The following is a 26,112-nucleotide window of genomic DNA, read 5'->3' as shown; positions in this document are numbered from 1 at the left end:
ACGCCGGGCGAGCTGGTCCCTAGACTGACCCTCAAGATCTCCTGTTTTGGGATCGGGATCAGACAAGGGACGGAGAAGCCGATGGTGTTCACGTGGCGTGCAATAAAACGGACCGCCGCCGGGTTTGTACTCGCAAGCGGTGCGGTGATCTGCGGAATCGGGCAGGGGCCGGCGGCCGCCGACGAACCCGAGTGGCAGCACGCCACCGCATTCAACGGAACACCCAAATACGGACCCGACGCCCAAGTGTTCGACTATGTCAACCCGCAGGCGCCGAAGGGCGGCAGAGTCCGGCTGGCAGCCAGCGGCGGCTTCGACACGTTCAACATGCTGGCGCAAAAGGGCAACATCGCCCCGGGCATCCTCAATATCTATGAAAGCCTGATGGAGCCGTCGCTGGACGAGGAGGACATCAGCGCGCAATACGGTCTCCTGGCCGATGCCGTGCGTTTTCCCGATGACTATTCCTGGGTCGAGTACCGGCTGAACCCGCAGGCCCGGTGGCACGATGGGGTTCCTGTCTCGGCCGAAGACGTGGTCTGGTCGTTCGAAAAGGCAATCGAGCTCGATCCCAAGCGGAAGTTCTATTTCCAGAATGTCGAGAAGACTGAAATCGTCGATACGCACACGATCCGCTTCGACTTCGACGTGAGCGGCAACAGGGAGCTGCCCAAGATCATGGCCCAGCTCACCATTCTGCCGAAGCACTGGTGGGAGGGAACCAGCGCCAAGGGGGAGCCGCGCGATATTTCCCGCACCACCCTGGAGCCGCCGCTGGGCTCCGGGCCGTACCGGATCCGGGACTTTTCGCCCAATCGGCAGGTCATCTACGAGCGGGTCGAGGACTATTGGGGCAAGGACCTGCCCATCCGGGTAGGCACCCACAATTTCGACGAGATCCGCTACATTTCGTTTCTGGACTTTGCCGTCCAGTTCGAGGCCTTCAAGGGTGATCAGTACGATTTCCACGTCGAACGCAGTTCGAGCCAGTGGGCCAAGCGCTACGACTTCCCGGCCGTCAGGGACGGCCGCGTCGTCAAGGAGATCTTCCCGGACAGGTCGAGCGGTGTCATGCAGGGGTTTTTCCTGAACCTGCGTCGGGAGAAATTCCGGGATCCGGAGGTCCGGCAGGCGCTTAACTACGTCTATGATTTCGAAACCACCAACGAAATCGTTTCGGCCAATCTGCTCAAGCGGGTCAATTCCTACTTCGCCGGAACCGAGCTTGCTTCCTCGGGGCTGCCGGAGGGCAAGGAACTGGAAATTCTCGAGGAGGTCCGGGACCAGGTGCCGCCGGAGGTCTTTACAGAGGAATTCAAAAATCCCGTCGGTGGCAACCCGCGGAACGTGCGCGCCAATCTGCGCGAGGCGGTCACCCTCCTGCGCAAGGCCGGGTTCGAGCTCAAGGATCGCAAGATGATCGATCCTGCGACCGGCGAGCAGCTCAGCATCGAGTTTCTCTACAGCGACAAGGGCAGCGAACGCACGCTGCTGCCCTATGCAAAGAACCTGGAAAGCATCGGCATCGATCCGGTGCTGCGCCTGGTCGACACGTCGCAGTTCATCAACCGCGTCCGCAGCCGGGATTTCGACACCGTGGTTCTGGCGATCGGCCAGTCCCTGTCGCCCGGCAACGAGCAACGCGAATTCTGGGGGTCTGAAGCGGCCGACAACGAAAGCTCTGCCAACTACGCTGGTATCAAGAACCCCGCGATCGATCATTTGATCGACAAGGTCATCTTCGCCGAAGACCGGGAAACCCTGATCGCGGCGACGCGCGCGCTCGACCGGGTCCTCTTGTGGAACCACTATGTGGTGCCGCAGTTCTATTCCGACGAGACCCGTACAGCCCGCTGGAACCGGTTTGGCCATCCGGAAAAAATGCCGGAATACAGCACCGGGTTTCCCGAGATCTGGTGGTATGACGAGGCACTGGCGGCCAGGACGGAGGCTGCAAGATGAGCGGGGTGGCCTCTTTCACGCGCAGGCGCCTCATGCACCTGACGGGCGTGGCTGCCTTGGCCGGTCTTGCGCCTTGGTCCGCGCGCCCGGTGTCCGCGGCCGCGAATGCCGCCGGTCAGGGTCCCCGGCACGGCCTGTCCGTCTTCGGGGACCTGAAATACGGACCCGGTTTTACCCATTTCGACTTCGTCAACCCGGATGCCCCCAAGGGCGGCACATTCTCCTTTCAGGCACCCTACTGGTATTTCAACCAGAACACCCAGACCTACAACACCTTCAATTCCTTCATCCTGAAGGGAGACGCACCACCGCGCATGCAGCTGTGTTTCGACACGCTGATGGTGCGTGCCTGGGATGAGCCGGACGCCGTCTACGGCCTGGTCGCCGAGACGGTCGACGTGTCGGCGGACGCCAACACCTTCACCTTTCGCCTGAGGCCCGAGGCCCGCTTTCACGACGGCTCGAAACTGACGGCCGAGGATGCCGCCTTTTCGATCTTGCTTGCGAAAACCGACGGGCATCCCTTGCTCAGCCAGCCGCTGAGGGCGCTTAAGGGGGTGGAGGCTGTCGACGAACTGACACTGGTCCTGCGTTTCGACGGCACCCAGGCGCGCCAGTTGCCGCTCGAAGTCGCCTCCGACTACCCGATCTTCTCCAAGCGCTACTACACGGCTTACGACTTCAAGCAGTCGACGCTGACGCCGCCCCTGTCGTCCGGTCCCTACAAGGTCGGCAAACATGCCGTCGGGCGCTTCGTCGAATACAGCCGTGTCGAAAACTACTGGGCCAACGACCTGCCCGTGGTCGCCGGCAGGTTCAATTTTTCAACCATCCGGCTCGAATTCTTTCGGGAACGGCAGGTCGCGTTCGAGGCGTTCAAGAAGGGCGATGTGTTCTACCGCGAGGAGTTCTCCTCCAAGAACTGGGCCACGGAATACAATTTCCCGTCCCTTCAGGACGGCCGGGTCGTGCGCAGGGAGTTTCCGGACGGCCGGCCTTCCGGCGCCCAGGGCTGGTTCTTCAACACCCGCCGCAAGAAATTCGCCGATCCGAAGGTGCGTCAGGCGCTCGGGTATGCCTTCGACTTCGAATGGTCCAACCAGAACCTCTTTTACGGCCTCTATGACCGGATCCATTCTTTCTTTGAGAATTCCGACATGAAGGCCTCGGGTCCGCCGGCGCCGGACGAATTGGCGCTGCTGGAGCCGTTCCGCGATCAGCTTCCCGAGGCTGTTTTCGGTGACGCCATTGCCCCGCCGGTCAGCGACGGAAGCGGTCTCGACCGGTCCATGCTGCGCAAGGCAAGCGAACTTCTGGAGGAAGCCGGCTACCGCAGGCAGGGCAGCGATCTGATCGGGCCGGACGGCGAACCGATGACGATCGAGTTCCTGAACAACACCACCGCTTTCGAACGGATCACCAATCCGATGATCCGGAACCTGGAAAGACTGGGCATCAAGGCAAACCTGCGCATCGTCGATCCGGCGCAATACCAGTCACGCATGAACGACTTCGATTTCGATGTCGCCAGCCAGCGGGTGTCGAGCTCACCGACCCTGTCCGACACCATCCGCGAATTGTGGGGCGCACGGGCGGCCGATGTCCCCGGAACCTACAATATCGCCGGCATCAAGGATCCTGTGATCGACGCCCTGATGGACGTGGTCATCGCAGCGCAATCGCGCGCGCAAATGAACACCGCGGCCCGGGCGCTGGATCGGGTTCTCAGGGCCGGGTATTACTGGATCCCGCAGTGGTACAAGAACGTCCACACGGTCGCCATGTGGGACGTCTACGGGTACCCGCAGGACCCGCCGCGCTATTTCTTCCCCATCGAGGAACTCTGGTGGATAGAGCAGGAAAAGGCGGAAAAACTGGGAAAAGGCCGTTAGGGTCAGGTCTGTCGTGACAGCATGGGCCCGTTTCAGAAGGCCGATTCACAAAGGGAATGCACCAGCTCCATGGGCGCTTATATTCTTCGCCGATTGCTGCTGATGATTCCGACACTCGTCGGGATCATGGCCATAAACTTCTTCATCATCCAGTTCGCACCGGGCGGCCCGGTCGAGCGGGTCATCGCGCAGCTTCAGGGAACCGACGTGTCCGCCACGTCGCGGATCAGTGGCGGTGGCGGCGACATGATCGGTGCCGGCAACGATGCCTCGGGCGGCAGCGGTGCCGCCTCTTCCGACAGCGCCTCGTCCAAATACCGGGGCGCACAGGGTCTCGATCCGGAATTCATCAAGGAACTGGAGGCCCAGTTCGGCTTTGACAAACCGCCGCTGGAGCGGTTTCTCGAAATGCTCTGGAACTACGCCCGCTTCGATTTCGGCGAAAGCTACTTCCGCGACATCAAGATCATGGATCTGATCGCCGAGAAGCTGCCTGTGTCGATCTCGCTCGGTATCTGGATGACCCTGATTTCCTATGCGATTTCCATCCCGCTCGGCATCCGCAAGGCAGTGAGTGACGGCTCCCGCTTCGATGTCTGGACATCCGGCATCATCGTGGTGGCCTACGCCATTCCGGGTTTTCTCTTTGCTGTCATTCTGATCGTGCTCTTCGCCGGCGGGTCGTTCTGGGACCTGTTCCCCCTGCGCGGACTGGTGTCGGACAATTGGGAAGAATTGTCCTGGCCGGCCCGGATCGCGGATTATTTCTGGCACCTTGCGCTGCCCCTGACCGCGATGGCACTGTCCGCCTTCGCCACCACGACACTCCTGACCAAGAATTCCTTCCTTGACGAGATCCGCAAGCAATATGTGGTGACGGCCCGCGCGAAAGGGTTGTCGGAACGCCAGGTGCTCTACGGGCACGTGTTCCGCAATGCCATGCTGATCGTGGTGGCAGGCTTTCCGGGAGCCTTCATTTCGTCCTTCTTCGCCGGCGCGCTCCTGATCGAGACGATCTTCTCCCTCGACGGGCTCGGCCTGCTCGGCTTTGAATCCGTGATCAACCGGGACTACGCCGTGGTGTTTGCGACGCTCTACATCTTCTCGCTGATGGGCCTTCTGGTGAACCTCGTTTCGGACCTCACCTACACCTGGATCGATCCGCGGATCGATTTCGAAAGCCGGGAGGTCTGACCATGGACTCGCGTATCAACAAGAACATGGAAAGCGCCGGCTACGACGTGCTCAACCCGATGCCGGAGGAAACCGCACCGCCGCCGAAAAGGATGCGCCTGTCACCGATCAACCAGCGGCGCCTGTCCAACTTCAAGGCCAACAGGCGCGGGCTCTGGTCCCTGTGGATCTTCCTGGTGCTGTTCACCATTGCGATGCTGGCGGAGTTCTTCACCAACGATCGCCCGATTATCGTCTCCTACAAGGGAGAATTGCTGGCCCCGGTCTTCGTCGACTATCCGGAAGAAAAATTCGGCGGATTTCTCGCGGTGACCGACTATCGCGACCCGTTCATCCAGGAGGAAATCGCCGCCAATGGCTGGATGCTGTGGCCGCCGGTCCGCTATTCCTACCGGTCCGTGAACCATGACATTCCGGTGCCCGCTCCTGCGCCGCCCTCCTGGACCATGAACAAGCAGGAGCGCTGTTCGCGCTATCCGCTGGGCGCCGAGGATCCCAATTGTGTCATGGGCAACTGGAACTGGTTCGGCACCGACGACCAGGGCCGGGATGTGCTGGCCCGGCTGGTCTATGGCTTCCGCATTTCCGTTCTCTTCGGCCTGGCGCTGACCCTGGCCTCCTCGGCGATCGGCATCGCGGCCGGCGCGGTTCAGGGCTACTATGGCGGCTGGACCGATCTTCTGTTCCAGCGCTTCATCGAGGTCTGGACAGCCATTCCGACGCTCTATCTGATCCTGATCGTGTCCTCGTTCCTTGTGCCGGGATTCTGGACACTGTTCACGATCCTGCTGGCCTTTTCCTGGGTGGCGCTGGTGGGCGTGGTGCGTGCGGAATTCCTGCGCGGCCGCAACTTCGAATACATTTCCGCCGCCCGGGCGCTGGGCGTGTCCAATCCGGTGATCATGTGGCGGCATCTCCTGCCCAACGCCATGGTGGCGACGCTGACCTTCATGCCGTTCATCCTGAACGGTTCGATCTCGACCCTGACGGCGCTCGACTTCCTCGGCTTCGGCCTGCCTCCGGGCTCCGCCTCGCTCGGCGAATTGCTGGCCCAGGGCAAGAACAATCTCCAGGCGCCCTGGCTCGGCATCACTGGCTTCATCGTCATCTCCCTGATGCTGAGCCTCCTGATCTTCATCGGCGAGGCCGTGCGCGACGCCTTCGATCCGCGCAAGAGTTTTTTATGATAGGTTCTGAATACCGCACGTGGAGGTGGCCATGAACAGGATCGTGAGGAAGCATTTCCCGGTCGACAAGCTGCCCGTCGAACTGCGGGAAGGCCTGCCGGACGGATCCGAAGTGACGGTTACACTGGAGACCGAGCCGAGGGCGAGGGCGGCGTTCGACAGGGTGAAGTTCCGGGAGGGCCTGGATCGTGCTCGGACCTCCTTGGGGCAGACGGTTTCCCTGGAAGAGGCCACGCAGCGCATTCGGGATCTTCGTGAAGAATGGGATGACTGATGGAGCCGGTCGGTCGCCTGTATCTGGATACCAATATGTTCATCCTTCTCGGAGAGGGGCAGGAGGACGATCGCTGGCGACACTTGCTCGATGTCGTGAGCGTGGCTCCTGTGACGGGAGCGTCATTTCTGTGCACGAGTCAGTTCACTTCGGCCGAATTGCTTGACGTTCCTTTTCGGCGGAACAACGACAAGCTGGCAGAGCTCTACGAGGGGTGGGTTCATCCTGAGTCATCATGGCTTGAGGTTGCGCCTGTGGACCGGGACCTGTTGATCCATACAGCTCTGGTCCGGGACCAGTTTCCGGGCGTTAAAATGCCTGATGCCATTCACCTGGCGACAGCTTTGCTGTTGAAGGGATGCACACATATTCTCACTGCGGACAAACGGATCCCGCGAACCTCGAAAATTACGATGACGCGATGGGGCTTAAGCCAAACGTCAAAGGAACTCACGGCGATCGAGCCGTCCGTAGACAATCTGAAGTTGGTTCTGGCGCAATTGAAATGAAACAAGACACACTGCTTTCCGTCGAAGACCTGTCCGTCGCCTTTACCCAGGGCGGCCGGGAGACACTTGCCGTCGACAGGATCTCCTTCGACATCAACAAGGGCGAGACGGTTGCGCTTGTGGGCGAGAGCGGCTCCGGCAAGTCGGTCACCGCGCTCTCCGTGCTGAAGCTGCTGCCCTATCCGGCCGCCTCGCATCCCTCCGGCAGGATCCTGATGGAGGGGCAGGATCTGCTGACCCTCGGCGACAAGGCGATGCGCAAGGTCCGCGGCAACGATGTGTCGATGATCTTCCAGGAGCCGATGACCTCGCTCAATCCTTTGCACCCGGTGGAAAAGCAGATATCGGAAATCCTCAGGATCCATCGCGGCATGAGCGATATCCAGGCCCGGGCACGGGTGCTGGAACTGCTCGAACAGGTCGGCATCCGCGACGCGGAATCGCGGCTCGGCTCCTACCCGCACCAGCTCTCCGGCGGTCAGCGTCAGCGGGTCATGATCGCGATGACACTGGCCAACGAGCCGGATCTCCTGATCGCGGACGAACCGACCACGGCGCTCGATGTGACCGTGCAGGCGCAGATACTGGAGCTTTTGAAGGATCTTCAAAAGCAGCAGGGCATGGCCATGCTGTTCATCACCCATGACCTGGGCATCGTGCGCAAGTTCGCCGACCGGGTCTGCGTGATGACCGAAGGCAAGATCGTCGAACAGGGGCCGGTTGCGGAAATCTTCGACCGGCCGCAACACGCCTATACGAAGCATCTCCTGGCCGCCGAACCCAAGGGAGAGCCGCCCACGACCGATACGGACAAGCCGGTCGTGGTCGAAGCGGACGATCTCAAGGTCTGGTTCCCCGTCAAGCGCGGTTTCCTGCGCCGGACGGTCGACCACATCAAGGCCGTCGACGGCATCAACGTCACGGTCCGCGAAGGACAGACCCTTGGCATCGTCGGCGAGAGCGGGTCCGGCAAGACCACGCTCGGCCTCGCGATCCTGCGCATGATTTCCTCGACCGGCCGCATCGCCTTTCATGGCAAGGACATTCAGGCGAACTCCTGGAAGGAAATGCGCCCGCTGCGCCGGGACATGCAGATTGTCTTTCAGGACCCTTATGGCGCGCTCAGCCCGCGCATGTCGGTGGCCGACATCGTCGGTGAGGGCCTGCAGGTTCATTTCCCCGGCCTGACCGCCGGGGAGCGCGACCGCAAGGTCGCCCGGGCGCTGGAGGAGGTCGGCCTCGACGCCGCCACGCGGCATCGTTATCCGCATGAATTCTCCGGCGGCCAGCGCCAGCGGGTATCCATTGCCCGCGCGATGGTCCTGGAGCCGAAATTCGTCATGCTGGACGAGCCGACATCCGCGCTCGACATGAGCGTGCAGGCCCAGGTGGTGGATCTCCTGCGCGATCTTCAGAAGGCCCATGGCCTGGCTTACCTGTTCATTTCCCACGACCTGAAGGTGGTGCGGGCGCTTGCCAACGAGGTCATCGTCATGCGTCAGGGCAAGGTGGTGGAATCGGGCCCGTCCGAACAGATCTTCGACGCACCGCAGACCGACTATACCAAGGCCCTGATGGCTGCCGCCTTCCGGCTGGAAACCGCGCCGGCTGGTGTCGTCAGCGCGTAATACCAACCTCAATGGAGAGAAACCCATCTGATGGCTCTGATCCGGCTTTGCGGGCAAGGTGTATTGCGCAGGATCAGGCAGCGCAACGCCGCCCGGCAGACCGGAGCAGGTCGCCGAAGGCCGTGTTCGGGGACTGTTCAACTGCGTCGCAGGTTTTGAACGATAAACCATAGCGCCCTGCAATCTGCTCCTTGCCGAACAGTCCCCAAACACGGACAGATCGGTTCTTATCTATTGAAGTTTGTATAACAGGTCGGCTTGCGAGGGCGTCAGGTACAGTCTTTGAGCGGGGCTTCGTCCGTCAGTCCTTCTGCAGCCATCATCTCCTCCAGATCTGCATTCCGCACCAGCGGAACATAGCCACCGAGCTCCGGCGCTTTCAGATAGGTGCTGACCACGATCCTGCCCGGCTTGTCGGACGAGGCAAGGCAGCCGTCGACGCTAAAGTCCAGGCTGCCTTCCATCGTGTCGCGCTCGGCTTTGCTCATGGACACAAGGTGCGTCTGAAAGGCCTCGAAGACCGGAATCTGCCGTCTGGAGAGACGGAAGATCCCGATCCGCCAGCCGGTCTGCAGTTCCGAGGCAAGCTCGGCCTTCTCGGCGGGCAACGTCACCTTTTCGAAGGTGAGTTCCTTTTTCATCAGCATTTTGCCCCCGGATTTTTCCTTGAGCGTCAGCCGCATCCTCGCGCCATCTTTCGGGATGCGGATGCTGTCCGGATACTTGACCGCGACCCTGAGTTCTTCCGGTGCGGTTGTCAGGACATCGAAACTGTTGAGTTTGATGAGCGTTGTCAGCGGGACATGGCCGCAGGCGGTCAGGAACAGCAGAAGACCGGCCACCAGCAGGCTACGCATGTGCGCGCGGCAGTCCGTTGCTTTCGAGAGAATGTGCATAGCTGCACTCCTTGTCAGGGTGTCTTGAGGAAGGCCGGACCGGGGCCGACTGTTGCGGTCCGCAAGCCGGGGCACGTTGCGAAGATCGAAGTTCTTTTCCGGAATCACGTCGTCCCGGAACTCCGGGCCTCCAGTTTGGTCGAGAATAACCCCCGCCGGAGTCGGGGTCTTTCATAATGGTCTCCATCCAACCGCGATGATTAATTATCGTAAAACAATAAAAAATAAAAGCAAAAAATTAAATATGCAGCAGCCGTGCTGTACCCGGCGCGCCGTGTTTCGGTGTCATCTCGGTGGGGATTGGGCGGAAATTGAGCGGGTCAAGCCGCCTCAGCGATCCGGCATCGACCAATCGTCTGGCGGCTTGCCGCGATCGCGCATTCGCAGGGCAAGACCGATGGCGACACCGACGCCGATGGCGACCGTCAGATCGACCAGAACGGTCAGGATCAGCGTGGTCGCGAGCAGCAGCCGGTCGGCAAGCGGTTCGTTCAGGTAGCTTTTCCACTTGTGCGGTTCGCTCATGCCCCAGGCGGTCAGCACCAGGAGCGCAGCCATCGCCGGCAGGGCCAGGTAGCCTGCCAGCGGGGCCGCGACCAGCATCACCAGCAGTATGGTGACGGCATGGACCAGCCCGGCGACCGGTGTCTTGCCGCCGGCGCGGATATTGGTCGCCGTTCGGGCGATGGCGCCGGTCGCCGGCAGACCACCGAACAGCGAGGAGGCCAAGTTGGCCGAGCCCTGGGCAAGCATCTCGGCATTGGGGCGGTGTTTTCCCTCGATCATCCGGTCGGCGACCATGGCCGAGAGCAGAGATTCCACGCCGGCCAGGAAGGCGATCACGAGCGCGGAGGGAAACAGTTCGATGATCCGGTCCGCGGAGATGTCCGGCAGGGACGGCATGGGCAGCGTGTTCGGAAGCGCGCCGAAGCGGGAGGCGATGGTTTCCACCGGAAGGGCCGCGAAGGCCACGGCGAGCGAAGCGGCGCCGACGGCAACGATCAGGCCGGGAAATCGCGGAAACAGCCGCCGCAGCGCCACGATCAGAATCAGGGTGGTAACAGCGATGCCGCAGGCGGCCGGAGACGCCGTGTCCCGTGCGCTCCACAGTGCCGGCAGCTTGTCGAGGAAGTCGGCCGGCACCTCGGCAAGGCGGAGGCCGAAGAAATCCTTGATCTGGCTGGAGGCGATGATGACGGCGATGCCGATGGTGAAGCCATTGACCACCGGTTCGGGCACGTAGCGGATCAGGCTGCCGATCCGGAAGAAACCGGCCAGAAGCAGCATCAGTCCGGCCATGAAAGTAGCCAGCACGAGCCCGTCATAGCCATGATCGGCAATGACGCCGTAGACCACCACGATGAAGGCGCCGGTCGGACCGCCGACCTGCACGCGGCTGCCGCCGAGCAGCGAAATGAAGAAGCCGCCGACAATGGCCGTTACCAGCCCCTTCGCCGGATCCGCACCAGACGCGATCGCGATCGCCAGGCTCAGCGGCAGTGCCACCATGGCAACGGTGACCCCGGCGGCGAGGTCCGCGAGGAACAGGCGCAGGGAATAGTCCTGCAGGGTGGTTACGATCTTGGGGAGCCGCATCAAAGGCACCGGTGGAAGGAATTACGAGAAGACCCTTACTCTTCCGCAGCACGAGCCATTATGCAATGGCCGGTCTCCCTGCCGGTACCATATGTCGCGTCACCCCACCCAGCAGGTCGCGAAAAAGCCGTTCTTTTCCTGATCCTTGCCGATGGACCGGCGGGTCTTGAAGCCGATCAGTCCGTCGGCGCCACCGACATCATGACCGAGGCCTTCCAGGCGCTGTTGCAGGTTGCGCACCGCGCCGCGGGTGGTTTCCTTCATCGGCTTCCATGTGCCGACGAAGGCCTTGTTGCTGCCGTAGCGGTCGGCCAGATGGCCGACGAAGAGCGCATAGGTGTCACTCTCGTTGTAGTCCTTGATCACGTAGAAATTTTCCGTGGCGATGAAGGCCGGGCCGTAGCGGCCGCCGGGCAGGAGAATGTTGCCCGGCCGGTTCAATTCATGCGCCGGAAACGGTTTGCCACTGACGCGCGTGACGCCTTCACGCACGAAATCAGAGATCTTCTGGCGATTGTCCGGTCCCTCGCGCGTGCAGGACACGCTGTCCGGCAGGTGAACCTCGTACCCCCAGTCCCGATCCCTGGCCCAGCCGTGCTCGGACAGGTAATGCGCGATTGAGGCCATGGTGTCAACGTCGGAGGTCCAGATGTTGCGTTTGCCGTCGCCGTCAAAATCAACGGCATATTTGAGATAGGAGGACGGCAGGAATTGCGGCTGCCCCATCGCGCCGCCCCAGGAGCTTTTCATCGCCCGCCGGGAAACGTCACCGTTCTGCAGGATTTTCAGCGCGGCAATCACCTCGCCCTTGAAGAAATCCGGGCGTTGACCCATGAACGCCTGCGTTGCGACAACCCTGAGCGCATCATGCGGGATCTTCGCGCCGCCATAGCCGCTCTCGCGCGCCCAGATGGCCAGGATGATGCGTCCGGGCACACCGTATTGCGCTTCGATTCTGCGGATCGTTCCGGCATGTTTCTTCATCAGGTTGCGTCCGCGCGGCACCAGTGCGTTGAACTGGCTGTCGCGAAAATAACGCGCCGGTGACTTGAACTCCGCCTGAAAGTTGATCTTCGGCGGTGCGCCCTTGCCGCCTGGACCAACGAGGCCGGGCAGGGACGTGTCCGGGCTGAGCCCGTTGAGTTCCCGGTCGAGCGTTGCCTGGGAAATTCCGGCCTTTCGTGCGGCCGGCGCTATCTCGGAGTTCAGGAACTGCCGGAACTGGGCATCGTATTTCCCGGCCTGTGCCGGAAGATGAAACACCATCACGGCGGCGAGTGTTGAGATAAGAAGGCTCGGCAAGCGGCGGATCACGGTGGGCTCCCAGTTCAGACGACCGGTCTCAACCTAACATGATCTCCTGCCCGGACCGACCGCGATCACAGCTCTGTCCAAGCCAAATTGCGGCCGGTCTGGTTGCTCAGCCAGGCCTTGTCGAACCGGAACCAGCTGCCGCCGCGCGTCTGGTCGTGCGCTCGTGAGACAGGCGCGCCCATCAGGTGGCACATCAGCAGCGTGCCGACGCCGCCATGCCCGGTAAAGAGCACGGGATCGGTGTCGGGGACATGGCGCAGCGCGCTCTTGATCCCGGTGACGATCCGGCTCTGCGCATCGAGCGCCCGCTCCCAGCCGCGAACGGATCTGTCCGGCGTTGCGAAAAAAGCGTCGGCGGTTGCCTCAAATTCGTCCGGCGGCAGAAAGCCCGTCGCACTGCGGTCGTTCTCGTGGAGGAAATGCAGAACCCTGTGAAAGACGCTGCGCCGGCCGGCAAAGACCTGCGCGGTCTCGATCGCCTTGGCCTCGCCGCTGGAAATCACCTGACGGATGTCCGGTGCAAAGGCAAGGGCGGGCGCGAGGGCCGCCCGTTCCCGGCCCGTCTGTGACAGGCCCCAGTCGGGCACAGGCACCTCCGGATCGATCCTGACTTCCGGGTGGGTCAGGTAGACGCACCAGCTCATCCGCGGTCTTGCTCCAGCCAGCCCATTATCAGACTGTAGGCGATGGAAATCGACGGCGGAATCATGTGGTTTTCCGGGTGGGTTCCGGCGATCATCTGCCTGACCTCGTCCCGGTCGCACCATTTGCAGGCCTCCAGTTCGTCGTCCTCGATTTCGATGTCGGACAACGTCGCGACGCCCGTGCATCCCAGCATCAGGTTGGCCGGAAACGGCCACGGCTGGTTGGAGACAAGCCGGACTTCGCCGACCGCGATACCCGATTCCTCGAGCGTTTCGCGCCGGACCGCCTGCTCGATAGTTTCGCCGGGCTCCATGAAACCGGCCAGCGTCGTGTATATGCCCTCCGGCAGCCGTGCGGGCCGCCCGAGCAAGGCCCGCTCGCCGGTGGCATCCGTGATCAGCATGATCACGCAAGGATCCGTGCGCGGGAAATGCTGGCCCTCGCAGGAGGGGCAGTCCCGCCGGTATCCGGCTTCCGCCATCACGGTGCGTTCACCGCAGCGGGAGCAGTGGCGGTGGGTGCGGTGCCAGTGGATCATCGCCCGGGCCTGGGCAAGCGCGCCCATGTCCTCGGGCGGCAGGGCATTCTGCAGCGCCAGCGTGCGCAAGTCGATCAGTTGAAGGCCGCCGCGTTCGGACAGGTCCTCGTCCTCCTGCGGCAGCGTTGTGGCGAACACGGCCGCGCCGGTTCCGGCCCGCAGTCCCAGAAAAACCATTTCCTTCGGATCGGCGTCAAGCGCGATGGCAGTATCGAGATCGTGTCCCAGCCTCAGGGGCGTTCCGTCCGCGAACACCAGCGTGCGCGCCGTGGACAGTACGATTTCCGTATCCGCCTTGCGCAGAAGAGCCGCCAGATAGGCCTTGTCGCCGCGCCGGGTCGATCTCCTGTCGAGCGTGTTGCCGAGAAAACTCATCTCTATCGGCTGGAGACCGGCAGCGGTGACTTGCATGTTCTGTCCTTGAGAGGAGGGGCCCGGGGGACGCTCTGGATGGTGGTTCGGCCGAGACTAGGGTACGGACCCGGCTGCTGTCCACACCGCCGTGCTCAGCATGCCATATGCGGGCGTGACGGGGCGTGCCTTCGTGAAACAGACCGGTTCCTGTCAAGCCGCGTCGGCGTCGGATGACAGCATGTCCCTGAGCTGTTCGATCAACGTTTCCGCCTTTTCCGGATCGTAATGCAGGGGCGGGGCGACGCCCCAGACAGGGCCCGGCCAGGCGATGTCGTCGCGGAACCGGGCGATGACATGGACATGCAATTGGGACACCTGGTTGCCGAGGGCGCCGACGTTCAGCTTCTCGGCATCGGTGACCGCGCGCAGGGCGCGGCTTGCCTGCGCGATTTCGCGCATCAGCTGCAACTGGTCGTCTTCCTCAAGATCGATGAGCTCCACCATGTCGATCTTGCGCGGGACCAGCAGTAGCCATGGATAGTTGGCGTCCTTCATGAGGCGGACGGCGCAGAGCGGCAGATCGGCGATGAAATAACTGTCGCCTTCCAGTCGGGGATTAAGATTGAAGAATGTCATTTTGCGATCCAGAATTTTGGTGTCGGTGTGCCGGACACCTGTCGCGCCCGAATTGCATTCGCCCACCTTATGGCTAGAGTGAGCTGGAGGGGAACCGGTTTTGCCGGGTTCCGGACAAGTTCGCTTCACAATCCCGGAAACTCTGCCATGTCATTCGAAACAATCCTGAGTTTCGCCCTTGTTGTAAGTCTGCTGGTCATGTCGCCGGGACCGAATGGTGTTCTCATCGCCAAGACGGTTCCAACGTCCGGCAAGGCGGCGGCCTTTGCCGGTATAGCAGGGTTCACGACGGCCTTCTTCCTTCACGGGAGCCTGTCGATCCTGGGGATTTCCGTGATTCTGGTTCATTCCGCGGAGGCGTTTCTGGTGGTCAAGATGCTCGGCGCCGCTTATCTGTTCTGGATCGGACTGAAAGCCTTGCGCGAAGCCTTCACCACGGGTGGGCGGACGCTCGCCGTGGCGCCGGCACGGCGCAAGCGCACGCTGGCGAAAACCTATGGCGAAGGTTTTCTGACCAATGCGCTCAATCCGAAAGTGTCCATGTTCTACCTGGCCGCATTCCCGCAATTCATCCCGGCGGGCGAGGGCGCGATTTCAGCAGCGATGTCGCTTGTCGCGCTACATTCCCTCATCAACGCCCTGTGGTTTTCCGCGATTATCCTGATGCTGGCAAGGGTCGGGCAGGCGGCGCGCAAACCGACCTTCCAGCGCTGGTTGAAAGGTGTCACCGGTCTGGTGTTCATGGGGTTCGGCGTGAAACTGGCGTCCCTGCAGCCGTGAATCCCCGAAACGGCCGCCGGTTTTCCGGCGAACAAATAAAGCGTCTCCGCCTCTTGCCAAACCCCAGGGGGCATCTGATATAAGGCGCTCGGGAGGTTGGTGGTGGACGAGCCACTCGCCAACCGGGTCAGATCCGGAAGGAAGCAGCCCTAACGAGCCTCGGCACGGGTCGCCGTGCCAGCCTCCCACCCTGTTTCAGCCTCAGGTCCGGCCTCGGGCTAATTCAAAAAGCACCGTCGGTTTTCCGCGGTGCTTTTTTGTTGTCAGGACTTGCCGCCGGTCAGGCGGCGCTGGTTCGAGCGCACCCGTTTGGCGTAGGGCTTCAAGGCGGCGGCCGCCAGGGCCTCGCCGTGCCGGCTTGAAAAGTCCGGCCGTCCCCCAACGCTCATGGTTTTGAAAAAATCCAGTCCCTGGAGCGCCATGGCGCTGTTGATGGCAAGGGCGCTTTCGATGGAGGCCTCGGCCTTTTCAAACACCATGCGGTTCATCTCGGTCGCGTCGTGTGCTTCGCCCGCCAAAGCGGAAGTGGCCATGGATTCGCACCGTTTTGCGATGACCATCGGCGCGTGAAACCACAGGCTGAACATGTCGTTCGCAAGACTTGATTTTCTGGTTATGACGGTATCTCCGTGAGATGGGGCGGCTCGCGGGAATCACAGAACCTGTGGTGTTCCCCGAAGCGAACGAACGGGCAAGATAGGCGTTCGGGAGGAGAACGGCCAGCAATTAAAAAAGTTGCCCGCGACAAGGCGCTGAAATCACCGGAGACTTTCGGTGAAAAGCCGTGGCTCGTCCCCACAAAAACTTTCAAAAGCCAGTCCCACTTCGTGAAAAAACCGGTATGGTGCGGCTCATGAACGAGACAGGATTTCCCGACCAGGGCGCAGCAGACGCCGCCGGGCCGGCTCACGGCAGGACCACGGGCACATCTGCGCCTGATGCTTCCGGTGCGCCCGGTGCTCCGGAAGCAGCCGGCGACAGTGCCTACCGTGTGCTGGCGCGCAAGTACCGGCCGAAGACCTTTGAGGATCTGGTTGGTCAGGAACCGATGGTCCAGACCCTGGAAAACGCATTCGACACCGGCCGGATCGCCCAGGCCTGGATGCTGACCGGTGTGCGCGGCGTCGGCAAGACGACCACGGCCCGTATTCTCGCCCGCGGCCTCAATTACGAGGTTCCCGGCGTCGCCGACAGGCCGACGGTGAAACTGGCCGAGGAAGGCACGCACTGCAAGGCGATCATGGAAGGCCGCCATGTCAACGTCATCGAGATGGACGCCGCCTCCCACACCGGCATTGGAGATATCCGCGAGATCATCGACGCGGCCCGCTACCGCCCGGCGACGGCGCGCTACAAAGTCTACATCATCGATGAAGTCCACATGCTGTCCAACGCGGCGTTCAACGGCCTGTTGAAGACCCTGGAAGAGCCGCCGGAACATGTGAAATTCATCTTCGCGACCACGGAAATCCGCAAGGTTCCGATCACGGTGCTGTCCCGCTGCCAGCGTTTCGACCTGCGCCGGATCGACCAGTCCAAGCTGACCGGACTTCTGCGCCGGATCTCGGATGCGGAGAATATCCGGATCTCCGACGAGGCGCTCATGCTGATCGCGCGGGCCGGCGAGGGCTCGGCGCGCGATTCGTTGTCCCTGCTTGATCAGGCCATGGCCCATGGTGGCGGCGCCATCGAGGCCGACGACCTGCGCCAGATGCTGGGTCTTGCCGACCGCGCCCGGGTGATAGACCTGTTCGGCCATGTCATGGCCGGCAGGATCGAGGAGGCCCTCGGCGAACTGCAGGCGCAGTACGAGGTCGGTGCGGACCCGGCGATCGTGCTGACGGATCTCGCCGATTTCACCCATCTGGTCACCCGCATGAAGGTCGCGCCGAAATCGGCGGACGAGGCGTCCGTGACGGAAGCCGAGCGCGGCCGGGGCCGCGAATTCGCCGACGGCATTTCCATCCGTCTGCTGTCCCGCGCCTGGCAGATCCTGTTGAAGGGCGTTCAGGAAGTGCAGGCGGCCTCAAAACCGCTGGCCGCCGCCGACATGGTTCTGGTGCGCCTGGCCTATGCCGCCGACCTGCCGGATCCGGGCGATCTGGTGGCGCAGATCCGCAACGGGCAGAATCCTTTTGCCGGCGCCGCGCCTTCCGGTGGCGGCGGGAGCCCTTCGGGTGGCGGCGGAGCCCAGGCCATTGCCGTCGGTATGGGAGGCGGGCCGGCAAGTTCCGGCAACGGCCCGGCCATGCAGGCGAGCGCCAGGCCGCAATTGTCCACCATTCAGGGGGGCTTGCCGAGCGCCGGTGCCACCCCTGTGCCCGTGCGGCAGCCGGAACCGCAGCCGGACATCCAGCCGGAACCGGCCTTCAACCTGAAAAACCTGCATGACTGCGTCGCGCTCGCTTCCGAAAAGCGTGACGTGCCGATGAAGGTGGCAATCCAGCGCCAGATGCGGCTGGTCAAGTTCGAGCCCGGCAAGATCGAGATTCAGCCGACCGAGGATGCGCCGCCCGACATTGCTGGCGAGTTCGGACGCAAGCTCACCGAATGGACGGGACAACGCTGGTTTGTTGTGGTCTCGCGCACCCAGGGACGGCCGACCATCCATGAAGAGCAGGAAGCCAACCAGCAGCAGCTTCTCTCCGACGCCAGGTCTCATCCGACCGTGGCCGCGCTCCTGTCTGCATTTCCCGGTGCCAAGGTCGTCGACGTGAAGGTCCAGGTCTCGCAAGAGGATGACGCGGCTCTCGCGGATCCCATGGTCAGCGATCCGCTTTTGAACGAAGCCCTCGGCGACGATGAAGAGGATTGATCGCGGCGCCGTGTTCTTTTACATGCAGGCCACGGACAGGTAAGCGCGCCGCAGACTGCTGCGCATGAGATGCTGGAAGGAGTATTTCCATGGATTTCCTCAAGATGATGAAACAGGCCAAGCAAATGCAGGAGCAGATGGGCTCCCTGCAGGACCAGATGGTCGAAATCGAGGTCGAGGGCTCCGCCGCCGGCGGCATGGTCTCCCTGAAGCTGAACGGCAAGGGCGACATGAAGAGCCTGTCGATCGATCCGTCTCTCCTGAAAGAGGACGAAAAGGAGATCGTCGAGGACCTGATTGTCGCCGCCCACACCGAGGCCCGCGCCAAGGTCGAGCAGGCGATCCAGGAAAAGACCCAGGAACTCATGGGCGGTCTCGGCCTGCCCGAAGGCATGAAACTGCCGTTCTGACGCGCCCTTCGGGAAGGGGACGCCTGCGGCAGTGGCAGGCGCCAAACCCCTCCTCCGGCCTTTGAGCCTGCCTTCTCCCGAGGGGGAGGCATTGACGCACGTGGCGAGCCTGTCCCGGGCATGCGGCACCCCCTCTTTGTCGGAGAGGTCGAACTTCTGGCCCGGTGAGCGCACAGACCCTGGTCTGGCACGCAAGGGTGGTACGAGAGACAGGATAGATGGCGCAGAAAAATGTGGCGGGTCCGGAAATCGAGCGGCTGATCCAGCTTCTGGCCAAGCTGCCGGGCCTCGGGCCGCGCTCCGCCCGCCGCGCCGCCCTGCATCTCATCAAGAAGAAGGACCAGTTGCTGGTGCCGCTCGCGGATGCCATGGGCGTCGCGGTCGCGGAAATCGGCATCTGCTCCACCTGCGGCACGGTCGACACCTCCGATCCCTGCACAATCTGTTCTGATCCCCGGCGCGAGCAGGATGTGCTGGTGGTGGTCGAGGATGTCGCGGATCTGTGGGCGCTGGAACGGGCCGGCGCGGTCAATGCCCGCTACCATGTTCTGGGTGGATCGCTGTCGCCCCTCGACGGCATCGGCCCGGAAGACCTCAATCTTGCCTCGCTGATCAACCGCTGCGGCGTGGAGGGCTTCCGTGAAGTCATTCTGGCGATCAGCGCAACCGTCGAGGGCCAGACAACGGCTCACTACATCATGGATCAGCTCTCGCATCTGGACGTCAGCGTCACCAGACTGGCCCATGGTGTGCCGGTCGGGGGGGAACTCGACTATCTGGACGAAGGCACGCTCGCACAGGCGCTCAAGGCCCGGACACGGTTCTAGCGATCCGGTGCCGTGGGATTTCATTCATGCGACCGGGTCCTTGTGCCTCAGGTCTTCCTTTCCTATCTGAATTCCGTCCGTATCTGTTCCCAAGGGGTCCCATGTTCCAAGCCGCTTCCCGTGCCATGTCCGAGGTTTTCGAGCCGGAGTTCCGGGCGATTTTCTGGAAAATGCTCGGTTTCACGCTTGGCGTTCTGCTGGTGATCTGGATTGCCCTCCAGGGTCTTGTGGCGAATTTTGTCGAGCTGCCCTATGGCTGGATGGAAACGGCGCTGTCGGTTCTGACCGGGATCGGCGCCGTTTTTGCCCTCGGGTTCCTGATCGCGCCGATTTCCGCGCTGTTCGCGGGTCTGTTCCAGGACGACATCGCCGACATCGTCGACCAGAAAGACTATCCGGGTGACAGTCCGGGCAGGGCGCTGCCGTTCGCACAGTCTGTCGGCCAGACCCTCAAGTTCACCGGTATCGTCATTCTCGGCAACCTGTTCGCGCTTCTGCTGCTGCTCGTGCCGGGCGTCAATCTGGTGGCGTTCTTCCTGGTCAACGGCTATCTGCTCGGTCGGGAATTCTTCGAATTCGCCGCCATGCGCTTCATGCCGCCCGCCGAGGCAAAGGCGTTCCGCAAGGCTCGCGGCGGCACGGTCTTTGTCGCCGGCCTGGTCATTGCCGGTCTGCTGGCCGTGCCGATCCTGAACCTGGTCACACCGATCTTCGCAACCATCTTCATGCTGCATCTCTACAAGCATCTGGCCGCGCGGCAGGAGGTCGCCCCGTATTCGTCGCCGCCCCGGCCTTGAGCCGGGACCTTTTTCTCGGCTTCGATTGGCTCCCGGCTCCCGGCCGGGATGGCGCATCAAATCTCCAAGGGCTGGCTTTTCCGCGCAACTTTCTGCATAGCTCTCCCGAATGGAGAGGCGCATGCAGGATCTGCTGACGGACATCGCCGCGGCCGCGGCCGCAAACTCCGACAAGGGCAAGGTCGCAACCTATATTCCGGAGCTGGCCGGCATCGACCCGGACCAGTTCGGCATTGCCGTGGCCACGGCGGATGGAGGTCTGTTCACGGCAGGCGCTGCGGAAACGCCCTTTTCGATTCAGTCGGTCTCGAAAGTGTTCGCGCTGGCCCTGGCGCTCGGCCGCGTCGGCGACCAGATCTGGCGGCGGGTCGGGCGCGAGCCGTCCGGCCTGTCATTCGATTCGATCCTTCTGCTGGAACGCGAGAACGGCATTCCGCGCAATCCCTTCATCAATGCCGGCGCGCTGGTGACGACGGACACCTACCTGTCCGGGTCCAGCCCGCGAGAGGCGCTGGGCGAATTGCTGCGGTTCATCCGTGCGGCGGCCGATGACGAAGGCATCCACATGAACGAGCAGGTCGCCACGTCGGAGTTCGCGACCGGCCACCGGAATTTTTCGCTGGCTCATTACCTGGCCTCTCACGACAACATGCGCTCGGATGTCGACAAGGTGCTGGGAACCTATTGCCATCAGTGCGCCGTCGAAATGAATTGCCGTCAGCTTGCTCTGGCCGGCCGCTTTCTGGTGGATGCGCCGGCCATGCCCGCGCTGGTCTCGATCGAGCGGCGCCGGCGAATCAACGCGCTCATGATGACCTGCGGCCATTACGACGGGTCAGGCGACTTCGCCTTTCGCGTGGGCATGCCGGGCAAGAGCGGTGTCGGTGGCGGCATTCTCGTGATTTCTCCCGGGCGGGCGGCCATTGCCGTATGGTCCCCGGGGCTCAACCGCTACGGCAACTCGAAGCTTGGCACCGAGGCCATGGAACTCTTTGCGCACCGAACGGGATGGTCCGTCTTCGGCGTGCCGCATGCGGGTGGTGCAATTTGTCACGCCCCTTCGTAAGACTCGGTACATTTAAACGATTCAAAAGTGGTTTCGGGGCAATTTGGCCTGTAGGATATTTTGACGTTTGCAGGTGATGGCGCTAGAACCCCTTTGGACAACGCTTTGATTTGCTTACGTTTGCGTAAACGTAAAGTTAAGCGAAGTGAGCCAAGAAAGTCAGGTTTGAGGGTAATGTGCCTTGCGGTGGAAACCGCCGGGAGCCCGGACCAGGCTTCTTTTGCTGATATCGCTTCTGGTGTCTTTCCGCGGCCGGGTGGCCGTGGTCGGAAGGCGCCACCTGATTACTATCGATCACTTGCTGGTCAATCGCTCCCGATTGGACTTGCCGGTGATCAAGCGTCGTACGGGAGAGGAATTCCATGTCGAACGCCGATCTGCGGGGCAACCGCCCGCTGTCGCCCCATCTTCAGATCTACAAACCCATTCTGACGATGGTCATGTCGATCCTGCACCGCATTACCGGTGCAGCACTTTACTTTGGCACCATCCTGCTCGCGTGGTGGCTCATTGCAGCCGCCGCCGGCCCGTCCTACTTCGATTTTGTCAACGGCATCTACGGCTCGATCATCGGCCGCCTGATCCTGTTCGGCTTCACCTGGGCACTGGTGCATCACATGCTCGGCGGCCTGCGCCACTTCATCTGGGACATGGGCGCCGGTTTCGGCGAGCAGGCCCGCATGTGGCTCTCCAAGGCCACCATCATCGGTTCCGTTTCGTTGACGCTGATCCTGTGGGTCATCGGCTACGCGGTTCGCTAAGGAGAGCGTCATGACGGATATGCGCACCCCCCTCAACAAGGTTCGCGGCCTTGGCTCGGCCAAGGAAGGCACCGATCACTTCTGGAAACAGCGCCTGACCGCTGTCGCCAACGTGTTCCTAATCTCCTTCTTCGTGATCATGGTGATCGCGATGCAGGGATCGACCCACGCGGAACTGATCGCGACCCTCAGGAACCCGCTCGTTTCGATCGTCCTGCTTCTGGTGATCCTGTCCGGTGTCTTCCACATGAAGCTCGGCATGCAGGTGATCATCGAGGACTACGTGCACGGTGACGGCATCAAGTTTCTCATGCTGATGGCGAACACCTTCTTCTGCGTTTTTATCGGTTTCGGCTGCATCTTCGCAGTTCTCAAGATTGGCTTTGGAGGCTGACCCGGATGGCCAATACCTACGAATTTGTCGACCACACCTATGACGTGGTCGTTGTCGGCGCCGGTGGCGCGGGCCTGCGCGCGACCCTCGGCATGGCCGAGCAGGGTCTCAGGACGGCCTGCATCACCAAGGTGTTCCCGACGCGCTCCCACACGGTGGCGGCACAGGGCGGCATCGCGGCCTCCCTGAAGAACATGACGCCGGACTGCTGGGAATGGCACATGTACGACACGGTCAAGGGCTCCGACTGGCTCGGCGATACCGATGCCATGGAATACCTTGCCCGCGAGGCTCCGAAAGCCGTCTACGAGCTGGAACATTACGGCGTACCGTTCTCGCGCACCGAGGACGGCAAGATCTACCAGCGTCCGTTCGGCGGTCACATGCAGAACTACGGCGACGGCCCCCCCGTGCAGCGCACCTGCGCTGCGGCGGACCGGACCGGTCATGCCATCCTGCACACGCTTTATGGCCAGTCCCTGCGCCACAATGCCGAATTCTACATCGAGTATTTCGCGCTCGACCTGATCATGTCCGAGGACGGCGTCTGCCAGGGCGTGATCGCCTGGAACCTCGACGACGGCACCATCCACCGCTTCTCGGCCAAGATGGTCGTGCTCGCGACCGGCGGCTACGGCCGGTCCTTTTTCTCGGCAACCTCCGCCCACACCTGCACCGGCGACGGCGGCGGCATGGTGGCGCGTGCGGGCCTGCCGCTCCAGGACATGGAATTCGTCCAGTTTCACCCGACCGGCATCTACGGCTCGGGCTGCCTGATCACCGAAGGCGCGCGCGGCGAAGGCGGTTATCTGGTCAACTCCGAGGGGGAACGCTTCATGGAGCGCTATGCGCCCTCCGCGAAGGACCTTGCCTCCCGCGACGTTGTCTCGCGCTGCATGACCATGGAAATTCGCGAAGGCCGCGGTGTCGGCAAGAACAAGGACCACATCTTCCTGCATCTGGATCACCTCGATCCGGCGCTGCTGGCCGAGCGTCTGCCGGGCATTTCCGAAAGCGCCCGTATCTTCGCCGGCGTGGATGTCACCAAGGATCCGATCCCGGTTCTGCCGACGGTCCACTACAACATGGGCGGCATTCCGACCAACTACTGGGGTCAGGTGCTGAACGCGGACGCCAACAACCCGGACCGCATTCAGGAAGGCCTGATGGCGGTCGGCGAAGCTGGTTGCGCCTCCGTGCATGGTGCCAATCGGCTCGGCTCCAACTCCCTGATCGATCTTGTGGTCTTCGGCCGTGCCGCGGCGATAAAGGCCGCCGAGGTCGTCGATCCGAAAGCTCCTGTGCCGACGCCGAACGAAGCCTCGTGCGAGAAGATCATGGATCGCTTCGACCGCCTGCGCAACGCGGACGGGTCCACACCGACGGCCGATCTGCGCGACAAGATGCAACACGCCATGCAGGAAGACGCCGCCGTGTTCCGCACCCAGGAAAGCCTGGAACAGGGCTGCAAGCGCCTGACCGAAATCTGGGGCGAATTGCAGGACGTGAAGGTCTCCGACCGGTCGCTGATCTGGAATTCCGATCTGGTGGAAACGCTGGAGCTGGAAAACCTGATGGCCAACGCCATCACCACCGTCTATGGCGCGGAAGCCCGCAAGGAAAGCCGGGGCGCCCATGCCCGCGAGGACTTCAAGGACGGTCCGTTATCCGGCCGCGACGATGTCAACTGGCGCAAGCACACGCTGTCCTGGGTCAATGAGGCCGGCGAGGTGAAACTGGACTACCGTCCGGTTGTCACCGATCCGCTGACGACGCTGGAAGAAGGCGGCATCGACCCGAAGAAGATCGCGCCCAAGGCGCGCGTCTACTAAGGAGTGGCCCCGGTGAGCCAGGCGGCAACCCTTCCCGATACCAGAAGCCCGTTCGGCACCTATCCTGCCGAACGGCTGGTCCGGGCTGCGTGGCGGCTGGCCGACCGGCACGATCTCTCGCGCGGCCTGCGCAAGCGGATCCGCGGGCTGGTCGCAAGGGTCTTCAAGGGCCCTTATGACCTGGAGGCCGAGGGTCTCAGGTTCCGGATCTATCCGGGTGAGAACTATGACGACCGCAAGATCCTGGCCAAGGGGCGCCTGCCGGAACGCGAGGAGCACCGGCTGATCGCGCCTTATCTGGGAGACGGCAAGGTCTTCGTCGATGTCGGCGCCAATATCGGCTCCTATTCGGTGTTTGCGGCCAGGTGCGGCGCGGCCGTGCTGGCCATCGAGGCCAACCCGCAGACGGCGCGCAAGCTGAGCTTCAACGTCGAGGCCAACGAACTGGACACGGTCAGGATCGTCAATTCGGCGGTCGGCCCGCGCGAGGACACGCTGCCGCTGTGGCAGGAGCCCAGCAATTGCGGCTTTGCCACGTTCGTCAAGGACCTGACCACGGGCGAATGGGAAGGCGACTGGACTGCGACCTTCGTGAAGGTCCGCCCGCTCACGGCCATCGCGGACGAATACGGCCTGAGTGCGATCGATGTTCTGAAAGTGGATGTGGAAGGGTTCGAGGACCGGGTGGTGCTTCCCTTTCTCAGGCACGCGGACAGGAGCCTCTGGCCCCGCGTGATCCTTCTGGAAACAAATTGCCGGCCCTACTGGACCGAGGATTGCATCGCGGAGCTTGCAAACCGCGGCTACGGGACGGTCGGCCGGACGAATGACAACATGGTCTTCGAGCTTTCAGCCTAAGCCAAGCCACGAGACCAACGGGCCCGGACGCGAACATGGGCCTCAAACGCGGAGCAGTAACAAAATGGTTCAGCTGACGCTTCCCCGGAACTCCACGGTGACGGAAGGCAAGGTCTGGGACAAGCCCGAGGGGGCGACCAGCCTGCGCGAATACCGCATCTACCGCTGGAACCCGGACGATGGCCGCAACCCGCGGGTGGACACTTATTACGTCGATGTGGACGACTGCGGGCCGATGGTCCTGGACGGTCTCATCTACATCAAGAACAAGGTCGACCCGACCCTGACCTTCCGCCGGTCCTGCCGGGAGGGCATCTGCGGCTCCTGCGCGATGAACATCGACGGAACCAACACCCTGGCCTGCACCAAGGGCACGGACGAGATCGCCGGCGAAGTCGTCAAGATCTATCCGCTACCGCATATGCCGGTGGTCAAGGATCTGGTGCCGGACCTGACCCGCTTCTATGCCCAGCATCGCTCGATCGAGCCGTGGTTGAAGACCGTGTCGCCGGCCCCCGAAAAAGAATGGCGCCAGTCCCATGAGGACCGGGTCAAGCTGGACGGCCTTTACGAGTGCATCCTGTGTGCCTGCTGTTCGACGTCCTGCCCGTCCTACTGGTGGAACGGCGATCGCTATCTCGGCCCGGCCGTGCTGCTGCAGGCCTACCGCTGGCTGATCGACAGCCGTGACGAGGCCACCGGCGAGCGCCTGGACGATCTGGAAGATCCGTTCCGCCTCTACCGCTGCCACACCATCATGAACTGCTCCCAGGCCTGCCCGAAAGGCCTCAATCCGGCCAAGGCGATCGCCGAGATCAAGAAGATGATGGTCGAACGCCGGGTCTGACCGGTAGCGCCGTGGAAAAGAAAAAGGCCGTCCCCCGGGGCGGCCTCAGCTTGCTGACAAACTCACGTGAGTCATTCCGGCCGGTCTGCAGCGCAGTTGC

The 26,112-nt window shown here is 62.4% G+C and carries 25 protein-coding genes and 1 other RNA gene; 19 read left to right on the top strand and 7 right to left on the bottom strand.

The genetic code is table 11. The annotated features are described in order from the left end of the window. Positions 1 to 81 precede the first annotated feature (81 nt). The 7 genes from AC0VX3_RS26175 (at position 82) to AC0VX3_RS26145 (ending at position 8,646) form a co-directional block, all read left to right on the top strand. Positions 82 to 1,962, top strand: a complete 1,881-nt coding sequence (locus tag AC0VX3_RS26175) for an extracellular solute-binding protein (RefSeq protein ID WP_475522964.1) — start codon at positions 82 to 84, stop codon at positions 1,960 to 1,962. Continuing rightward, a complete protein-coding gene (locus AC0VX3_RS26170; protein WP_475522963.1) occupies positions 1,959 to 3,854 on the top strand; it encodes an extracellular solute-binding protein in 1,896 nt (631 codons plus the stop codon). Before AC0VX3_RS26175 ends, AC0VX3_RS26170 begins: the two co-directional genes overlap by 4 nt. Before the next feature lie 69 nt (positions 3,855 to 3,923). Continuing rightward, a complete protein-coding gene (locus AC0VX3_RS26165) occupies positions 3,924 to 5,048 on the top strand; it encodes a microcin C ABC transporter permease YejB (protein ID WP_475522962.1) in 1,125 nt (374 codons plus the stop codon). Between the two features lie 59 nt (positions 5,049 to 5,107). Next, positions 5,108 to 6,235, top strand: coding sequence for an ABC transporter permease (locus AC0VX3_RS26160; protein ID WP_475525253.1), 1,128 nt, complete (start codon positions 5,108 to 5,110; stop codon positions 6,233 to 6,235). Between the two features lie 31 nt (positions 6,236 to 6,266). Then, complete coding sequence (locus AC0VX3_RS26155; RefSeq protein WP_475522961.1) at positions 6,267 to 6,509, top strand: hypothetical protein; 243 nt, start codon at positions 6,267 to 6,269, stop codon at positions 6,507 to 6,509. Beyond that, positions 6,509 to 7,018 carry a type II toxin-antitoxin system VapC family toxin gene (locus AC0VX3_RS26150; RefSeq protein ID WP_475522960.1) on the top strand — a complete coding sequence of 170 codons (510 nt, stop codon included), beginning with the start codon at positions 6,509 to 6,511 and terminating at the stop codon, positions 7,016 to 7,018. The genes AC0VX3_RS26155 and AC0VX3_RS26150 overlap by 1 nt, the downstream gene beginning before the upstream one ends. Further along, the gene (locus AC0VX3_RS26145; protein WP_475522959.1) at positions 7,015 to 8,646 is read left to right on the top strand and encodes an ABC transporter ATP-binding protein; all 1,632 of its coding nucleotides are present in this window, start codon (positions 7,015 to 7,017) and stop codon (positions 8,644 to 8,646) included. Before AC0VX3_RS26150 ends, AC0VX3_RS26145 begins: the two co-directional genes overlap by 4 nt. A 269-nt stretch (positions 8,647 to 8,915) precedes the next feature. Here AC0VX3_RS26145 and AC0VX3_RS26140 read toward each other — a convergent pair whose 3' ends face one another. The 6 genes from AC0VX3_RS26140 to AC0VX3_RS26115 form a co-directional block, all read right to left on the bottom strand. After that, on the bottom strand, positions 8,916 to 9,503 hold the full coding sequence (locus AC0VX3_RS26140) for a hypothetical protein (RefSeq protein WP_475522958.1): 588 nt from the start codon (positions 9,501 to 9,503) through the stop codon (positions 8,916 to 8,918). Between the two features lie 369 nt (positions 9,504 to 9,872). Beyond that, on the bottom strand, positions 9,873 to 11,138 hold the full coding sequence (locus AC0VX3_RS26135; RefSeq protein ID WP_475522957.1) for a SulP family inorganic anion transporter: 1,266 nt from the start codon (positions 11,136 to 11,138) through the stop codon (positions 9,873 to 9,875). A 99-nt stretch (positions 11,139 to 11,237) separates the two neighbouring features. After that, positions 11,238 to 12,452, bottom strand: coding sequence for a lytic murein transglycosylase (locus AC0VX3_RS26130; RefSeq protein WP_475522956.1), 1,215 nt, complete (start codon positions 12,450 to 12,452; stop codon positions 11,238 to 11,240). A 65-nt stretch (positions 12,453 to 12,517) separates the two neighbouring features. Beyond that, entirely contained in the window at positions 12,518 to 13,096 is a 579-nt protein-coding gene (locus tag AC0VX3_RS26125; RefSeq protein ID WP_475522955.1) for a histidine phosphatase family protein, read from the bottom strand. After that, a complete protein-coding gene (nudC, locus tag AC0VX3_RS26120; protein WP_475522954.1) occupies positions 13,093 to 14,046 on the bottom strand; it encodes an NAD(+) diphosphatase in 954 nt (317 codons plus the stop codon). Before nudC ends, AC0VX3_RS26125 begins: the two co-directional genes overlap by 4 nt. A 153-nt stretch (positions 14,047 to 14,199) precedes the next feature. Further along, complete coding sequence (locus AC0VX3_RS26115) at positions 14,200 to 14,625, bottom strand: HIT domain-containing protein (protein WP_475522953.1); 426 nt, start codon at positions 14,623 to 14,625, stop codon at positions 14,200 to 14,202. A 147-nt stretch (positions 14,626 to 14,772) separates the two neighbouring features. Here AC0VX3_RS26115 and AC0VX3_RS26110 point away from each other — a divergent pair, with 147 nt between their 5' ends. Continuing rightward, on the top strand, positions 14,773 to 15,405 hold the full coding sequence (locus tag AC0VX3_RS26110) for a LysE family translocator (protein ID WP_475522952.1): 633 nt from the start codon (positions 14,773 to 14,775) through the stop codon (positions 15,403 to 15,405). 91 nt (positions 15,406 to 15,496) lie between these two features. Beyond that, positions 15,497 to 15,594, top strand: an RNA gene (gene ffs / locus AC0VX3_RS26105) — signal recognition particle sRNA small type. A gap of 74 nt (positions 15,595 to 15,668) precedes the next feature. Here the strand turns inward: ffs and AC0VX3_RS26100 are convergent. Beyond that, positions 15,669 to 15,938, bottom strand: a complete 270-nt coding sequence (locus AC0VX3_RS26100; protein ID WP_475522951.1) for a hypothetical protein — start codon at positions 15,936 to 15,938, stop codon at positions 15,669 to 15,671. 320 nt (positions 15,939 to 16,258) lie between these two features. On the opposite strand from AC0VX3_RS26100, the gene AC0VX3_RS26095 reads away from it, so the two are divergent. From AC0VX3_RS26095 to AC0VX3_RS26050, 10 genes are all read left to right on the top strand, one after another. After that, positions 16,259 to 18,220, top strand: a complete 1,962-nt coding sequence (locus AC0VX3_RS26095; RefSeq protein WP_475522950.1) for a DNA polymerase III subunit gamma/tau — start codon at positions 16,259 to 16,261, stop codon at positions 18,218 to 18,220. Between the two features lie 89 nt (positions 18,221 to 18,309). Next, entirely contained in the window at positions 18,310 to 18,630 is a 321-nt protein-coding gene (locus AC0VX3_RS26090) for a YbaB/EbfC family nucleoid-associated protein (protein WP_342891627.1), read from the top strand. Positions 18,631 to 18,848: 218 nt separating this feature from the next. Then, positions 18,849 to 19,457, top strand: a complete 609-nt coding sequence (gene recR / locus AC0VX3_RS26085; RefSeq protein WP_475522949.1) for a recombination mediator RecR — start codon at positions 18,849 to 18,851, stop codon at positions 19,455 to 19,457. A gap of 101 nt (positions 19,458 to 19,558) precedes the next feature. After that, positions 19,559 to 20,254, top strand: a complete 696-nt coding sequence (locus AC0VX3_RS26080; protein ID WP_475522948.1) for a sulfate transporter family protein — start codon at positions 19,559 to 19,561, stop codon at positions 20,252 to 20,254. Between the two features lie 121 nt (positions 20,255 to 20,375). Then, a complete protein-coding gene (locus AC0VX3_RS26075; protein WP_475522947.1) occupies positions 20,376 to 21,320 on the top strand; it encodes a glutaminase in 945 nt (314 codons plus the stop codon). 362 nt (positions 21,321 to 21,682) lie between these two features. Continuing rightward, on the top strand, positions 21,683 to 22,081 hold the full coding sequence (sdhC, locus tag AC0VX3_RS26070; RefSeq protein WP_342891623.1) for a succinate dehydrogenase, cytochrome b556 subunit: 399 nt from the start codon (positions 21,683 to 21,685) through the stop codon (positions 22,079 to 22,081). Positions 22,082 to 22,091: 10 nt separating this feature from the next. Continuing rightward, complete coding sequence (gene sdhD / locus AC0VX3_RS26065; protein WP_342891622.1) at positions 22,092 to 22,475, top strand: succinate dehydrogenase, hydrophobic membrane anchor protein; 384 nt, start codon at positions 22,092 to 22,094, stop codon at positions 22,473 to 22,475. A 5-nt stretch (positions 22,476 to 22,480) separates the two neighbouring features. Then, the gene (sdhA, locus tag AC0VX3_RS26060) at positions 22,481 to 24,307 is read left to right on the top strand and encodes a succinate dehydrogenase flavoprotein subunit (protein ID WP_475522946.1); all 1,827 of its coding nucleotides are present in this window, start codon (positions 22,481 to 22,483) and stop codon (positions 24,305 to 24,307) included. Positions 24,308 to 24,319: 12 nt separating this feature from the next. Then, positions 24,320 to 25,165, top strand: coding sequence for an FkbM family methyltransferase (locus tag AC0VX3_RS26055; protein WP_475522945.1), 846 nt, complete (start codon positions 24,320 to 24,322; stop codon positions 25,163 to 25,165). Between the two features lie 64 nt (positions 25,166 to 25,229). After that, entirely contained in the window at positions 25,230 to 26,012 is a 783-nt protein-coding gene (locus tag AC0VX3_RS26050) for a succinate dehydrogenase iron-sulfur subunit (RefSeq protein ID WP_475522944.1), read from the top strand. Positions 26,013 to 26,112 lie beyond the last annotated feature (100 nt).

The sequence above is a fragment of the Roseibium sp. QJM3NY_11 genome, assembly GCF_056173175.1.
The sequence above is the reverse complement of the archived record's forward strand: the minus strand, read 5'-3'. Positions and strand labels throughout refer to the sequence as shown.